The sequence below is a fragment of the Urinicoccus timonensis genome, from assembly GCF_900232945.1.
GTDB classification, from domain to species: Bacteria; Bacillota; Clostridia; order Tissierellales; family Peptoniphilaceae; genus Urinicoccus; species Urinicoccus timonensis.
The window spans coordinates 22,669-37,426 of record NZ_OCTU01000003.1; the positions used below are offsets into that span (position 1 = coordinate 22,669).

The window sequence follows — 14,758 nt, forward strand, 5'->3', positions numbered from 1 at the left end:
GAGGGAAAGCATGCATGATTCAGAAATGACCGTGTACAAGGTCACAGCCAAGATACTAAGAAAGCTTGACAATACTAGAGACACCCCTGGGACCAGGGCAATCTTAGCAAATATCCGCAACTCTATTGGTAAGGACTATTCTAAAAGTATAGATTCTTTATCCTATGTTTTTTCCAACCTGCCAGAAGAATACATAGGCCATGGCAGGGTATTGAATGCCTATGAAAAATCCATTTTAACAGCCATACAAATGTATGCCTTGCACCAACAGGCAAAGGCGGAATCGGTTTTAAAACTGGATTATCAAGAAAAAGAACGAAGACAGAATGTTGGAGAAGCATTAAGTTCTTTACGAAGTGAAGAAAGCAAGTCCATGGATAGGCGGTTTAATGCCATGGTTACTTCATCAACTTTTTCAGAACTGCAAAATCATCTAAGACAGCTAGTAAAGCTATTAAAGGCAAAATCCAATGCAAGAGTAGACTATGCAAAACTTGCAGAAGACCTCTATTGGTTCTTAATAGGTCAAAAAAATGAAGTTAGTTTACAATGGGCAAGAGCCTATTATCAATTTAGAAAAAAAGAAAATTTGGAAGGAGACCATCAAAATGACAAGTAAACTATTTTTAGACATTCATGCAATTCAAACCCTGCCACCGGCAAATATCAATCGGGACGATACAGGAAGTCCTAAAACTGCCCAATATGGTGGAGTTACTCGGGCTAGAGTCAGCTCACAAAGCTGGAAAAGAGCCATGAGGACCTATTTTAATGAAAATGGAGACATTAAAAATGTAGGCATTCGGTCTCTAGAAATTGTAAGCTATGTTGCCAAAAAGATTGTAGAAAAAGATTCTTCTTTATCTATGGAAGAAGCTATGAAGATGGCAGAAGAAACCTTAAATAAGGCAAAAATTTCCACTAAAGATCAAAAAGCCAAGGCCTTATTCTTCCTAAGTGATAGGCAAGCCGAAAAACTAGCCCAAGCCAGTATCGAGAAAAATACTGATAAAAATTACTTACAAGGGCTCTTAAAAGAAGACCAAGCTATTGACATCGCCCTATTTGGAAGGATGGTAGCTGATGATCCTTCCTTAAATGTCGATGCTGCTTCCCAAGTAGCCCATGCTATTTCAACCCATGCCATTGAAAGTGAATTTGACTTCTTTACAGCAGTGGATGACCTAGCTCCGGAAGATAATGCAGGAGCTGGAATGCTAGGAACCATCGAGTACAACTCCTCTACCTTATATCGTTATGCAAATATTGCCCTTCATGAATTTTCTAAACAATTAAAAAATCCTCAAGCTACTGTCAATGCAACAAAACTTTTTGTTGAAGCCTTTATAAAATCTATGCCAACAGGTAAAATCAACACTTTTGCCAACCAAACACTTCCCCAAGCTGTAGTAATGTCTCTTAGATCAGACCGTCCCTTAAATATGGTAAGTGCCTTTGAAAAACCCATAAAGTCTTCTGAAGGATATGTAGGAAAATCAGTGGAAAAACTCTTTGACGAGTATGAAAAATACGACAAAATTTTAGAAAAGCCTGAGTTTACTGCTTATCTATTATTGAATGACTTCAACAAAAAAGAAATTGGTAAGGAAGAAGCTAATTTAAATGACATATTAAAGGATTTAGAAGTAGAATTAAAAAAATTAATTGAAGACTAGGTGATCTTGTGAAAACAGTATTGTTAAAATTAACAGGCCCCATGCAGTCCTGGGGAACATCCTCACACTTTGAAACGAGAACAACAGACTACTATCCTTCAAAATCAGCCGTTTTAGGTATAGTCGCTGCAAGCCTAGGATATAGACGAGACAATGATGAAGCCATTAGAAAATTAAATGATTTAGACTTTGCTGTACGCGTCGATCAAGAAGGGATCCTATCAAGAGACTTTCACATAGCCAGAAAATTAAAAGCCAATGGAAGTCTAGATAGAAATTATGTAACCAATCGTTACTATTTAGAGGATGCTGTTTTTGTTGTAGCCCTGGGCCATGAAGATGATGCATGGATGGATGAAATTATTAAGGCTTTAGAAAATCCATACTTTCAACCCTTTATGGGTAGAAGATCTTGCCCTCTTCCGGGAGACTTTATCCTTGAGGTAAAAGACCTAGGAGCTATTGATGCTTTAGAACAATTACCCTGGCAGGCTGCAGACTGGTATCGGAATAAACATAAGAACTATCGTGGAGAAATTTATGCAGATAAGGACTTATTCGATGCAAAGACATGGATTATGAGAAAGGACCAAGTCATTTCTTTTTCCCAAAAAGAGAGAAAGTTTGGGCCTCGCTTTGAGTCGCGGAAGAGTCAAATTTTATCCCAAGAAGAAACAGAAGACCTGGATTTTTTTGAAGAAATATAGGAGCAAATACATGTATATTTCAAGAGTAAAATTAGACCTGGACAACAGAAAAAACCTTCGTGACCTAAGTCACTTGGGCTGTTACCATGGCTGGATTGAGGATTCATTTCCGGATGAAAGAGGCAAGGGAAATAGAAGCCGAAAACTTTGGCGGATTGATTCAATTCATAATGAATATTACTTGTTAGTTTTGAGTGAGGAAAAACCCGAAGAATCCATCCTGGAAAAGTATGCTGTAAAGGGGAGTTTAGAAATTAAAGACTATGATCCTTTTATAGAAAAACTAAGAGAGGGCATGCAGGCAAAGTTTCGGATTAAATTAAATACAGTCAAGTCCCTAGCAGATCGGTCTCAAGGGCGTAGGCGTGGTCGATTAGTCCCCGTCCCCCTAGATGAACTCATTCCTTATTTCCTTAGTCGAGCCGAAAAAAATGGCTTTCATGTCGATGAAGGTGACTTAAAAATCGTTGCAAGATCTAAGGAATTGTTTGAAAAACAAGACCAAGAAGATACAAGAATAAAACTTGACCTAGTAAGTACAAGCTATGAAGGACTTTTGACCATAACAGACTTGGAAAAGTTTAAAAAAGCCCTAACCCAGGGGATTGGTAAGAAAAAAGCCTATGGCTTTGGTCTACTGACCATTATTCCCTACCATGGATAAAAAAAGTGGAGCAAAAAAGACAGACCTAAAAGAACTGCCTAAAATTTCAGATCGTGTCAGTTTTATCTATGTAGAGCGAGCAAAAATAAACCGACAAGAGAGTGCTATTACCGTAAGTGATTATCGAGGAATCGTCCATATTCCAATAGCCATGCTTGGTCTTTTAATGTTAGGTCCTGGAACAGACATTAGCCACAGAGCTGTAGAGCTGATAGGAGATACGGGAACATCCTTAGTCTGGGTAGGAGAAAGAGGAGTTCGTTATTATGCGCATGGACGAAGTCTTGCTCATTCAACTCGCTTTCTAGAAAAGCAGGCAAAACTTGTGTCTAATAATCGGTCTAGACTGGGAGTTGCCCGGAAAATGTACCAAATGAGATTTGTCAATGAAGACGTCAGCCATTTAACAATGCAACAACTCAGAGGTAGAGAAGGAGCCCGCATTCGAAAAGTTTATCGGGAAGAATCTAAAAAACACCATGTAGAATGGACCAAAAGAGAATACGATATAGACGATTTTCAAGCTGGAAGTCCAGTTAACCAAGCCCTGTCGGCAGCCAATGTGGCCCTTTATGGCTTGTGCCACAGCATCATTGTAGCCTTGGGCATGAGTCCGGGTCTAGGTTTCGTTCATACAGGTCATGACAAATCTTTCGTCTATGATATTGCAGACCTTTATAAGGCAGAAATTACTATTCCCTTAGCCTTTACACTTGCAGAGACAATAGAAGAAGGAGAGGACATCGAAAGACTGGCCAGGTTGGGTTTAAGAGATAAAATAGTAGAGACGAAATTATCCCAAAGAATTGTCCGAGACTTGCAATACTTAATGGAAATTCCAGAGGATGATCAAATCTATCTGGATCATATTGAATTATGGGATGATAAAACATCTAATGTTCAATATGGAATTAGCTATACAGAGGTTTAAAATGCCTTTTACTGTCATAACATTAAAAAGTTCCCCACCCTCATTAAGAGGAGACCTGACAAAATGGATGCAGGAAATAGCAACAGGTGTTTATGTAGGGAACTTTAATAAAAAAGTAAGGGAAGAATTGTGGGAGCGAGTGGTTGAAAGCTTGGGTCCAGGAGAGGCCACCATGACCTATGCCTTTAGAAATGAAATTGGCTATAAATTTGAGACCCATAACTCAGGTAAGCTAACAATAGATTCCGATGGAATTCCCCTGGTTCTAATCCCAAATAAAATTGAAAAAACCCAAGAGCAAGATAAACATGGGTTTAGTAAGGAAGCTAAATTTAGAAAAGCCAAAAAATATACCAGGGTCAGAGAAAAGAAGAAAGAAGAATATATTGTATTAGATCTTGAGACAACAGGGCTAAACCCGCTGGAAGATTCCATTTTAGAAATCGGAGCCATAAAAAAAGCAAAAAATATTGAAGAATTTCACACTATGATACAATATAAGGGAGAGTTGAAAAGAGAAATCCAGGAACTCACAGGAATTAGGGCGGAAGAGCTAGAAAAAGGAGAAGAAGAAAAAATTGCCATAGAGGAACTATTAGACTTTATTGAAGATAGACCAATCCTGGGCTATAACATTGATTTTGATATAAAATTTATCAATGAAGCCTTAAAAAAACAAGGTTTAGATAAAATACGCAATAAAACATATGATATTATGAAATATGTGAAGCGAGAAAAACTTTTTCTAAAAAACTACCAGCTTCAGACCGTGATAAAAGAATATGGAATGGAAGAAAAAGTGCCTCATCGGGCCCTAGAAGATGCAAAAATAATACAAGCCCTAGCAGAAAAAGTAAAGGGATTGATGGAAAAGTTAAAATGAAAATGGCTTAGAATAGGGGATCTTTTACTGTACTACCCGCACACGCGGGGATGATCCTAGGCTTTGCGATTCACTGTTTTTGGATATTGCGTACTACCCGCACACGCGGGGATGATCCTCGCAGGATTGGACATGGCCGAAGCACAAAAAAGTACTACCCGCACACGCGGGGATGATCCCAACTTTATCCCAAAGTCGTCAGAAAAAAAAGAGTACTACCCGCACACGCGGGGATGATCCCGTAAATCTTTTTCCAACGTGAATTTGAAGGTTGTACTACCCGCACACGCGGGGATGATCCCATGTGATTTTAAGGTACTTTTTAAGTGGTGTAGTACTACCCGCACACGCGGGGATGATCCCCATACACGAGAAGCAGGGAAGTAGGTAACACCGTACTACCCGCACACGCGGGGATGATCCCGCGAAAGCATTGCAAGATATTTTTTTTCGCGTGTACTACCCGCACACGCGGGGATGATCCTAAACTCTTAAGGGTTTCCCCTCTTAAGGGTTCGTACTACCCGCACACGCGGGGATGATCCCTTTTACGAGCGGTTAATGGACTACCTGCCATGGTACTACCCGCACACGCGGGGATGATCCTAACCGTGTCTTGGTACCATTGAGACAAGCAGTGTACTACCCGCACACGCGGGGATGATCCTCACATGTTTAGTTTTCCTTGGGACCAGCCTTTGTACTACCCGCACACGCGGGGATGATCCTCAACTAAAAACAACATAATCTATATTTCGTAAGTACTACCCGCACACGCGGGGATGATCCTGAAAAAGTATTTTTTAGAAAAATTAGAAGCTAGTACTACCCGCACACGCGGGGATGATCCTCTCTTCTGCCGTCTTAATGGATTGACCCTCAAGTACTACCCGCACACGCGGGGATGATCCCGGCTGTCCCCATGTCAATAAAGGCATTTTTTAGTACTACCCGCACACGCGGGGATGATCCCTGTATTGGCTGCGTAAAGGGTGGCAAGGGTTAGTACTACCCGCACACGCGGGGATGATCCCCAAGGTTGTCATTGGGGAGAAAAACAAGAATGGTACTACCCGCACACGCGGGGATGATCCCGTTGAAAGAAAAGGGCAAGACCCTTTTGATTTGTACTACCCGCACACGCGGGGATGATCCCATTGTTAACTGTGTTCTTAATTTCTGTTAAATGTACTACCCGCACACGCGGGGATGATCCTTTGAGTACAAGTGGGAAAATGAAAATCTACTTGTACTACCCGCACACGCGGGGATGATCCTCGTCAAACCTCAACTTTGCAAGTATGCAGACCGTACTACCCGCACACGCGGGGGTGATCCCATTTATAAACTACCTAGAAGTTTTGATTTTAGGTACTACCCGCACACGCGGGGGTGATCCTATCAATACCTTAAGCCTAGAGCTTTGTATCAAGTACTACCCGCACACGCGGGGGTGATCCTCTCGAGCAAACCCCCCCTTTTTGAGACTTTCAGTACTACCCGCACACGCGGGGGTGATCCTACGGGTTCATCTACTTCGCACCATGTGATGAAGTACTACCCGCACACGCGGGGGTGATCCTCCCGGAGCCGGGGCTGGAGCTATGGCCCACTAGTACTACCCGCACACGCGGGGGTGATCCCACATCCTCACTTAGGTTGTCATAGTTGGCCACGTACTACCCGCACACGCGGGGGTAATCCTAAAGCCCTTGATACCGCCAACTACGTGGTTAAGTACTACCCGCACACGCGGGGGTGATCCCACGACTTGGCCCGACTGACCAAGGCCCTGGACGTACTACCCGCACACGCGGGGGTGATCCTGACAACGGAGTCTGGTGGTGGCGACTGGACCTGTACTACCCGCACACGCGGGGGTGATCCCAAGGTCTGGGAGGGGGCTCCCGAAGTGGTCAAGTACTACCCGCACATGCGGGGGTGATCCCCTACCTCCTTATGCTGCTTGAGTAGTTTCGGGGTACTACCCGCACATGCGGGGGTGATCCTGCCGTGACGGCCAAGGTGGTGGAAAACAACACGTACTACCCGCACATGCGGGGGTGATCCTACAGATGACTAGACTGGACCTGGCCTTGGATAGTACTACCCGCACATGCGGGGGTGATCCCAGATGGACAGATAAAAGCCTTTAGAATTGCTGGTATTACCCGCACACGCGGGGGTGATCCTGACTATAGTATAAAACCAGGAGAGACCTTAAAGTATTACCCGCACACGCGGGGGTGATTCCGTCGCCGGATATTAACCAATTTAAAAAGGCTAGTATTACCCGCACACGCGGGGGTGATTCTATCTGTTTTTAATTCAAGATCGTTTGTGTTTAGTATTACCCGCACACGCGGGGGTGATTCTTACTGGACCCGGGGCATGGTGGAGGTCCTGGGGTATTACCCGCACACGCGGGGGTGATTCCCTAAACAGCTTGAACGACGCTAGAATAGAAATGTATTACCCGCACACGCGGGGGTGATCCTGGAACCAAGAAGCCCAACAGGCCCTAGTTACCGTATTACCCGCACACGCGGGGGTGATCCTGGTCTTGCCTTTACGCTTGCTTATCTTCTCATGTACTACCCGCACATGCGGGGGTGATCCCAGGACAAGCGATATTGTCTTTAACATCGTTTTGTACTACCCGCACACGCGGGGGTGATCCCAATTAGAAACAATTAAAAAATCAATTATTAACGTACTATCCGCACACGCGAGGACGATTTATATTTCAAGTTATTAAAAAGCCTTGGTGAAAGATGACTGGACTAGAGTCTTAAAAAAGAGAAAAGACATGATTTAAATATTAATTTTTAAACTTTTAACTAGCTGTTCAACGAATAAGGAGTTAATTGAGGTTTGGAGCTTTTTCATTCAAAAAAAGAAAGCAATGAAAACATGGGAACTGAAAGATGTTTTGATAGGGTCCCTTAAAGAGAAAGAAGAATTAAGGGCTATTATAATGAGAGAGTTCATACGTATGGGGATTTTACATCCTAGTCTAAAAATCAAACTATCGATTTAAAAGAGCATTGGAGATGGGGAGCTGCTTTGCTAGGATAAAGTAAAGAGACGAGGAGACAAGTCTCATAGCTACTTTGGCTCTTATCATCGATATCTGCTGCGTCCTGGGTTGGATTCTATTTTTTATTCCAATAGGTCTACTGAGTATTTTTACTAGAAAAAAGTAAAAAATAGATTTTTTAATGGGACAGGCCCAGGTTTAGGGGTCTGTCTCTTTATTTTATTAAACAAGAAGCTTTTAAGCTCCTGTTATAGGTTGGCTTTTTCGGGTATCATTATAGGGAATGAGGAAAGAAAGGATCGAAAGCAATGCGTTCAAAACTTTTGGAAAGCCAGGGGCTTTTAACTTATATTAGTGGGAAAAAATTTTCTATGTCTTATAAAAAGGAGGGGAATAAGGTCAAACACTATGTTTTGGATATGTGTAATGACCTAGGTTCTGTTCCTAAGATGATTTATACAGGCTACCAAGAGCATTCTCTCAATATCCAATATTGTGATGGGGAGAATGGTGAGGACTTTGTCTATGGGAAAATTTTTTACAATACAGATGGTTTAATTACAGATAAGAAGCAAGTTGCCTTATTGGTGAAGTTTGCAGACTGTTCACCGGTGGTTCTCTATGATCCCAAGAAGGGGGTTCTGGCCCTGGTCCATTCTGGATGGAGGGGAACAGCAGGGAAAATTGCTGCTCTGGCCCTGGACCGGATGATGGTCAAGGACTTTTCCTCTTCACCGGAAGATGTCTATGCCTATATCGGCCCTAGCATTGACCAGGAAAGTTATGAGGTTGGTCCTGAAGTCTACCAGGCTTTTGAGGGTTTTGCCAAGCGGGATGACTTTTTTTACACGAAGGGGGACAAGTACCACTTGGACCTTTTGGAAGCCAATGAGGCCATTCTTTTAGAAGGAGGACTCAAAAAGGAGAAAATTGAAATTTGCCCGGTGTCGACCTACCGGTCTAAAGACTTCCATTCAGCCCGTCGAGATGGGGCGGACTATGGATTAAATTCCATGATTGTTATGATGAAAGACTAGGAGGATGTTATGAATTTAGTAATTATAGATTGTCAAAATGACTTTGTGCATGGTGCCTTGGCAGCAGTCAATGGGGAAGAAACTGTGGATGCCATTGTGGATTTTTTAAAAGACCATGATGATTTAAAGGTTTTTTATAGCCTGGATTTCCACCCCACAGACCACTGTAGTTTTAAAGACCAAGGAGGGTCCTGGCCAGCTCACTGCGTGGCTGACACTGATGGGGCCAAGGTTCATGAAAAGTTTAGTCAAACAAAATATCCGGCGGATATCAACCGCTCCTACTACAAGGGCAGGGACAAGGACCGGGAAGAGTATTCTGCCTTTGATGCGGAAAATGACCTGGGCCATCTCTTACGGGATGACCTGGAAGGGCCCATTTACCTGGCGGGGATTGCCAGTGAATATTGCGTTAGAGAAACAGCCTTGGATTTTAAAAAGGCCGGCCGGGAGGTTATCGTCTTAAAAGACCTCTTGGGCTATATTGACCAAGAAGACCATGAAAGAAATTTAAAAGACTTGGCAGACCAAGGAATCCAGGTCCAATAATTTAAGGAGTCCTTTAGAGGTCTGTAAGCTTTTCTTAAGAATTCTTTGCTATAGTTTTCTTAGGTGATGAATATGAAAAAACTTTTAAAGGGAATCTTCCTAGTGGTCTTTTTCTTATTCTGTGGTCGAGTCTTACTGGCTAGCTACCAGGAATATAGGCCGGGGAAGAAAGATTTAACTCTCTCATCTAGTCCTAGTTTGGGAGATTTAGACCAGAGGGAGACCTATGTAAATCTTTTGCAAGAAGAGGCATCCCAAGACCCAGATGCAGAAAAAATTTACCAGCAAAAGGAAGTCTTACCGGACAAGCTCTTAAAGCTTGCAGCTTGTGAAAAGGAAGCTAGGCCCTTTGTTTTGGGCTTTTTAGAGGACAATCCTTCTCTAGCCCTGAAGTCCCAGGATTTTTCTGTGGAGTCTCCCTTGCCCTATTATGCCCAATGGGATCGGAGATGGGGCTACCGGGCCTTTAGTGGGGGGATTATGGCTACTCATGGTTGTGGCCCCAGCTCTATAGCCATGGTTTTGGAGGGCCTTGGCATCCAGGTGGATCCTGGGGATATGGCCAGCTATATCGAGAAAAATGGCTACTTACAAGATGGCTATACGTCTTGGAAGGTCTTTGATGGTTTGGTTCAAGACTATTCCGTCCAAGTGACTTCTATTCCTGTAGACCAAATCCCAGACCAGCTAAACCAGGAGGCCTATGTTGTAGCCAGCCTGCGGAGGGGAAATTTTACCTCTACTTCCCACATGGTGGCCATAGCAGGTTTAGATGACCAGGGACGGTTGATTATCAACGACCCAAATAGTGTTCGAAATTCTAAGCTCCATTGGCAATTACCCAGGATTCAAAGTCAGATAAAAAATGCCTGGGCCATAAGAAAATAAAAAGCAGCTTACCAGAACCGGCCTAGAGAGGATTAATTTCCTCTCTCCAGGTTGGCATCCAGGATAAGCTGCTTTTTTGTTTTTTCATCCAAGACTAAAAGGAGGGCACCGGAAATGCCTGACCGATCTTTTAACTTGGGGGTTTTGATGTAATCATCCAGGGGAGGAAGAGGCAGGTAGTCATGAAAGTAGGCTTGAAAGTTTTCCTTGACCTTGTCCAAAAGTCCGGGGCTGTGCATGACTCCACCACCTAAAGTAATCTGATCTGGCCGTAAAATCACGGTATAGGATACCAGGGCCTGAGCCAAATAATGGGCCAGGAAGGTCCAAACTTCGTGGTGGGGACCTAAATTTTGTCCCAGTTCCTGGTAGCGGGCATAGATGCTGGGGCCAGCAGCCATTCCTTCCAGGCAATAGTCATGATAGGGACAGGTGCCTGAAAAAGAGTCTTTGGGATGGGGCCTTAGAAGGATGTGACCCATTTCAGGGTGGGACAATCCTTGGAGGGGGTGGCCCTTGTAGATATAGCTTCCTCCAATACCTGTTCCCACAGTTAAGTATAGGAGAGATTTTTTGCCAAGACCATTGCCCAGGTAATATTCTCCAAGACCAGCTACATTGACATCTGTCTCTAGGACCAAATTGGTCTGGGGAAGAGCCTGGTTTAATTCTTGATAAAAAGGATAATTTCTCCAGCCCTCCTTGGGGGTATTTAAGAGATGACCAAAATTTTTATTTTTTGGGTCTAGCTCCACAGGGCCGAAAAGCCCCAAGCCCAAGGCTTTGACTGGATGATCTTGATAAAAAGAAATGATTTGGGCCAAGACTTCTTGAGGACTTTTCGTAGGAAGGGTCTTTTCCTTGATAATTTTGCCCTGGTCATTGGCCAGGGCCAGGTTAAATTTTGTTCCACCAGCTTCAATTGCTCCGTACATGCTAACCTCCTTGCTTTTCTTTTATCCTAGCATAGATGGTGAAAAAAGAAAAAAATTTTAAAGAAATAATAGAGAAAGTTTAGATAAATTTTTAAAATTCAGCGAAAAAGAAGCTAGATTTTAAGCCTTATTCTGTGTAAAATATGAATGAAAGAAAATCGAAAGGAGTTTTTATGCAGCTACTTGAAGAATTATTTCGTGTCCAGGAGGATGGATTTCATTTTCAAGCCTTCAGCCGACTACATATTGTCCTAATCTTGGTCATGTTTTTAGGAGCTTATTGGATCTACCGCAAAAGAGAAGACATTCGAAAGAATCAGGACCTGGATACCTGGGTTCGGGGAGTTTTAATTACAATGATTGTCTTCCACCAAGTGACCTTTCTTTATTTTTCCTTTTTCATTCGGACCGACGGTTTAGCTTCAGGCCTCCCTCTTTACACCTGTCGCATGGCTCTTTGGACGGCCTTGTTGGCCCTTATCAGTAAGAAGGAAGCTTTTAAGGGGATTACGATTTACTGGGGCTTGATAGGGGGGATTCTTCCCATGATTCTTCCTGACCTTATGGCCTATTCCTGGCCCCATATAACTAATTTCAATTATTTTTTAACCCATTATTCGATTTTTTGGGCATCTATTTATTTTTTAGGGGTGGACCAATACCAGTTTAGCCAACATGATTTAAATTTTAGCCTGGCCTTTGTGAATTTATTTTTAGTTCTTTGCCTTTTTGCTAATAAATTTTTCTACACAAACTATGCCTATTTGTCTGCCAGTCCCGTCCTAACCACTAGCTTGGAAAGCATGCCCCGGATTTTTTATTATGCCGTGGTCTTTTTGGCCTACAACCTATTTATTGTCTTGGTCCATTGGATTTTCATCAACAAGGAAGAACTTGTTGTCAAATTCTCTCAGTGGAAGGAGAAAAAAGCTGCCTAGGCGGCTTTTTTTTATTGTAATTAGAAAACCCCCGGTTAGTGCACTGACCCCCAAAAGTTGGACCAAGAAATCCAACCTTTGGGGGTCTTTTAATGGCAAAATACAGTTACGAATTGAAGAAGAAAATCGTCGAGGAGTACTTGTGTGGTAAAACAAGTTATCAAGCCTTAGTAATGAAATACCAAATCGAGAAGTCCGTTCTCAGGCTATGGATTAGCAATTACAAAAATTATGGCGATGAAGGCTTAATGCGCTCTAGAAATAATCGTGCGTATAGTGTAGAGTTTAAGTTAGAAGCTATTACACGCTATGAAACGAGCGAATGCAGCTACCGACAACTTGCCCTCGAACTCGGTTTGACGAATCCGTCCATGATTGTCAATTGGCGAAGACAGTACCGAGAGAAGGGCATCGAGGGGCTGCTCCCGCATAAGCGAGGGAGACCTGTGACAAAGAAAAATAACCACAACCAACCACCAAAAACTGTAAAGAAAAGCGAATCCATCGACGCCTCCACACGCGAAGCATTGGAAAATCGTATCAAAGAATTAGAGGCAGAAAATCGGAAACTTACCATTCAAAAGATGTTCTGGGAACAGCTCAGGAGTTTGGAGAAAGAAGAAGCAATGAACAAAAGGCGAAGATTGTCTCCAAACTCCGAGAACAATTCCAACTAATAGAGATTCTTGCCGCCATCCATTTCCCAAAGTCCACCTTTATGTATTGGCAGAAAAAATGGTCCGAAGAAGACAAGGATCAATCCTTAAAAGACGAAATCCTTGTCATTCGGAGCCAACACAAAGACTATGGTTATCGCCGCATTCATCTGGAATTAAAGAACCGGGGCCAGGTGGTGAACAAAAAGAAAGTGCAACGATTGGTCCAAGACATGGGTCTTCAAGTCCACTCCTATGGTAAGAAATACAAGAAGTACAATTCCTACAAAGGCGTCGTGGGGAAAATCAAGAAAAACCGAATCAACCGCCGGTTCAATACCAGCATCCCCTTGCAAAAAATTACCACAGACACCACAGAATTTAAATACTATGAAGAAGATAAGACCGGGAAACTTCAAACAAAGAAACTCTATCTCGACCCCTACATGGACATGTACAACCTGGAAATCATCAGTTACGTCCTATCCGATCAGCCCAATGGAGTCACCATGCTGCAAGGTTTAGAAGTAGCCATTGAGCGAACAAAGGCCTGTCCTTATCGACGGACCTTTCACTCCGATCGTGGTTGGGGTTATCAAATGACCGCATACCAAGCCATGTTAGAAAAACATCATATTTTCCAAAGTATGTCAAGAAAAGGCAACTGCTATGACAATGCACCTATGGAAAACTTCTTTAGCCTATTGAAAAGAGAAATCTACTATGGCCACAATTACCGTAGTCGTGAAGAACTGGTGCAGGCAATTGAGCAATATATCCGTTACTACAACGAAGATCGAATCAAAGAAAAGTTAGGAGGTCTAAGTCCAAAGCAATACCGTGAACGCATGCAATCCGCATAGAACGAATGTTATGTAAAAACAAAATCGAGTAAGCGAAATGCTTACTCGATTAGGTCCAACTTTATGGGGTCACTCTAATATGCTGAGGGTTTAAACACAAAAAAGTCGGACTCTCGTCCGACTTTTCTTTATTGATGACTTTAGTCAGTTGAGCACGCAACGCGTGCGAAACAAAAAACTACCCGCTATGCGGGTAGGCAATAAAGGTTATACCAAAAAATCACCTCAGTATTATAATAGAGTTGTTCAGACCTAAAATAATGAAGAGGTGATTTAAATGGTTCAAAAGGCAAATTCATTATCACACACAAAATGGATGTGTAAATATCATATTGTCTTTACACCAAAGTATAGACGAAAAATTGTTTTTAATCAATACCGAGACAGTTTGGGAGAAATATTTAGAACATTATGCAAATATAAAGGAGTCGAAATAATAGAAGGACATTTAATGCCAGACCATGTGCATATGCTAGTTAGTATTCCCCCAAAAATATCAGTGTCAAGTTTCATGGGATACTTGAAAGGAAAAAGTGCACTAATGATGTTTGACAAGCATGCAAACCTAAAATACAAATTTGGAAACAGACATTTTTGGGCAGAGGGATATTATGTAAGTACGGTAGGATTGAATGAACAAACAATAGCAAAGTATATAAGAGATCAAGAGCAACACGACATAGCAATGGATAAATTAAGTGTAAAAGAATACGAAGATCCATTCAAGAGAAGATGAAGTAAAGCCCTTTAAGGGCAGGCTAAAGAGGCAAAAACAATAAGGTTTGAACAAAGTGAAAACCAGCGCCTTGAGACGCTGGTTGGTAATACTTGGGCTTATAGCCCGTGATCAAACCACCCGTTTTACGGGTGGTTATGATTGGAAAAGTTGAAGATAGGATTTTTCATTTTGGGGAATTTCCACAAGACTTGGCTTCGATTTGACAAAAGACTTTAGAGGGGCTTCTTTAGTCTTTCAATTGGTCCAAGATAT

14 protein-coding genes and 1 CRISPR repeat array are annotated in these 14,758 nt (G+C 42.4%); of the genes, 13 read left to right on the forward strand and 1 reads right to left on the reverse strand.

Translation table 11 applies throughout. The features are described from left to right. The first annotated feature begins 10 nt into the window (after positions 1-10). The 9 genes from casB (at position 11) to CS898_RS05495 (ending at position 10,375) form a co-directional block, all read left to right on the forward strand. Complete coding sequence (gene casB, locus CS898_RS05455; protein WP_099208399.1) at positions 11-619, forward strand: type I-E CRISPR-associated protein Cse2/CasB; 609 nt, start codon at positions 11-13, stop codon at positions 617-619. Next, the gene (gene cas7e / locus CS898_RS05460) at positions 609-1,676 is read left to right on the forward strand and encodes a type I-E CRISPR-associated protein Cas7/Cse4/CasC (RefSeq protein WP_099208400.1); all 1,068 of its coding nucleotides are present in this window, start codon (positions 609-611) and stop codon (positions 1,674-1,676) included. The genes casB and cas7e overlap by 11 nt, the downstream gene beginning before the upstream one ends. 8 nt (positions 1,677-1,684) lie before the next feature. Beyond that, positions 1,685-2,383, forward strand: coding sequence for a type I-E CRISPR-associated protein Cas5/CasD (gene cas5e, locus CS898_RS05465; protein WP_099208401.1), 699 nt, complete (start codon positions 1,685-1,687; stop codon positions 2,381-2,383). A gap of 10 nt (positions 2,384-2,393) precedes the next feature. Then, on the forward strand, positions 2,394-3,047 hold the full coding sequence (cas6e, locus tag CS898_RS05470) for a type I-E CRISPR-associated protein Cas6/Cse3/CasE (protein WP_099208402.1): 654 nt from the start codon (positions 2,394-2,396) through the stop codon (positions 3,045-3,047). After that, positions 3,040-3,978, forward strand: a complete 939-nt coding sequence (cas1e, locus tag CS898_RS05475) for a type I-E CRISPR-associated endonuclease Cas1e (RefSeq protein ID WP_099208403.1) — start codon at positions 3,040-3,042, stop codon at positions 3,976-3,978. Before cas6e ends, cas1e begins: the two co-directional genes overlap by 8 nt. Position 3,979: 1 nt before the next feature. Further along, the gene (gene cas2e / locus CS898_RS05480) at positions 3,980-4,861 is read left to right on the forward strand and encodes a type I-E CRISPR-associated endoribonuclease Cas2e (RefSeq protein WP_099208404.1); all 882 of its coding nucleotides are present in this window, start codon (positions 3,980-3,982) and stop codon (positions 4,859-4,861) included. A 29-nt stretch (positions 4,862-4,890) separates the two neighbouring features. After that, a CRISPR array of direct repeats spans positions 4,891-7,542; the repeat unit is 29 nt; unit sequence GTACTACCCGCACACGCGGGGATGATCCC. Between the two features lie 667 nt (positions 7,543-8,209). Further along, positions 8,210-8,938, forward strand: coding sequence for a peptidoglycan editing factor PgeF (gene pgeF / locus CS898_RS05485; protein WP_099208405.1), 729 nt, complete (start codon positions 8,210-8,212; stop codon positions 8,936-8,938). 9 nt (positions 8,939-8,947) lie between these two features. Then, positions 8,948-9,487, forward strand: a complete 540-nt coding sequence (locus CS898_RS05490; RefSeq protein WP_099208406.1) for an isochorismatase family protein — start codon at positions 8,948-8,950, stop codon at positions 9,485-9,487. A 72-nt stretch (positions 9,488-9,559) separates the two neighbouring features. Beyond that, positions 9,560-10,375 (forward strand): C39 family peptidase, encoded by an 816-nt coding sequence (locus tag CS898_RS05495; protein WP_009431511.1) that lies wholly within the window; start codon positions 9,560-9,562, stop codon positions 10,373-10,375. Between the two features lie 32 nt (positions 10,376-10,407). Here CS898_RS05495 and CS898_RS05500 read toward each other — a convergent pair whose 3' ends face one another. After that, the gene (locus tag CS898_RS05500; protein WP_099208407.1) at positions 10,408-11,310 is read right to left on the reverse strand and encodes an ROK family protein; all 903 of its coding nucleotides are present in this window, start codon (positions 11,308-11,310) and stop codon (positions 10,408-10,410) included. A 173-nt stretch (positions 11,311-11,483) separates the two neighbouring features. Here CS898_RS05500 and CS898_RS05505 point away from each other — a divergent pair, with 173 nt between their 5' ends. The 4 genes from CS898_RS05505 (at position 11,484) to tnpA (ending at position 14,503) form a co-directional block, all read left to right on the forward strand. Continuing rightward, positions 11,484-12,248, forward strand: coding sequence for a TMEM164-related integral membrane acyltransferase (locus tag CS898_RS05505; protein WP_009431487.1), 765 nt, complete (start codon positions 11,484-11,486; stop codon positions 12,246-12,248). A gap of 92 nt (positions 12,249-12,340) precedes the next feature. Then, the gene (locus CS898_RS10025; protein WP_234975998.1) at positions 12,341-12,925 is read left to right on the forward strand and encodes a helix-turn-helix domain-containing protein; all 585 of its coding nucleotides are present in this window, start codon (positions 12,341-12,343) and stop codon (positions 12,923-12,925) included. Further along, on the forward strand, positions 12,838-13,767 hold the full coding sequence (locus CS898_RS05510) for an IS3 family transposase (protein ID WP_234976017.1): 930 nt from the start codon (positions 12,838-12,840) through the stop codon (positions 13,765-13,767). Before CS898_RS10025 ends, CS898_RS05510 begins: the two co-directional genes overlap by 88 nt. A gap of 277 nt (positions 13,768-14,044) precedes the next feature. Further along, entirely contained in the window at positions 14,045-14,503 is a 459-nt protein-coding gene (gene tnpA, locus CS898_RS05515) for an IS200/IS605 family transposase (RefSeq protein WP_099208408.1), read from the forward strand. The last annotated feature ends 255 nt before the right edge of the window (positions 14,504-14,758 follow it).

Excerpts from the sequence above, each read along its gene's own strand:
- casB (WP_099208399.1), top strand. The coding sequence starts at position 11 with ATGCATGATTCAGAAATGACCGTGTACAAGGTCACAGCCAAGATACTA.
- cas7e (WP_099208400.1), top strand. The coding sequence starts at position 609 with ATGACAAGTAAACTATTTTTAGACATTCATGCAATTCAAACCCTGCCA.
- cas6e (WP_099208402.1), top strand. The coding sequence starts at position 2,394 with ATGTATATTTCAAGAGTAAAATTAGACCTGGACAACAGAAAAAACCTT.
- cas1e (WP_099208403.1), top strand. The coding sequence starts at position 3,040 with ATGGATAAAAAAAGTGGAGCAAAAAAGACAGACCTAAAAGAACTGCCT.
- cas2e (WP_099208404.1), top strand. The coding sequence starts at position 3,980 with ATGCCTTTTACTGTCATAACATTAAAAAGTTCCCCACCCTCATTAAGA.
- pgeF (WP_099208405.1), top strand. The coding sequence starts at position 8,210 with ATGCGTTCAAAACTTTTGGAAAGCCAGGGGCTTTTAACTTATATTAGT.
- CS898_RS05490 (WP_099208406.1), top strand. The coding sequence starts at position 8,948 with ATGAATTTAGTAATTATAGATTGTCAAAATGACTTTGTGCATGGTGCC.
- CS898_RS05495 (WP_009431511.1), top strand. The coding sequence starts at position 9,560 with ATGAAAAAACTTTTAAAGGGAATCTTCCTAGTGGTCTTTTTCTTATTC.
- CS898_RS05500 (WP_099208407.1), bottom strand. The coding sequence starts at position 11,310 with ATGTACGGAGCAATTGAAGCTGGTGGAACAAAATTTAACCTGGCCCTG.
- CS898_RS05505 (WP_009431487.1), top strand. The coding sequence starts at position 11,484 with ATGCAGCTACTTGAAGAATTATTTCGTGTCCAGGAGGATGGATTTCAT.
- CS898_RS10025 (WP_234975998.1), top strand. The coding sequence starts at position 12,341 with ATGGCAAAATACAGTTACGAATTGAAGAAGAAAATCGTCGAGGAGTAC.
- tnpA (WP_099208408.1), top strand. The coding sequence starts at position 14,045 with ATGGTTCAAAAGGCAAATTCATTATCACACACAAAATGGATGTGTAAA.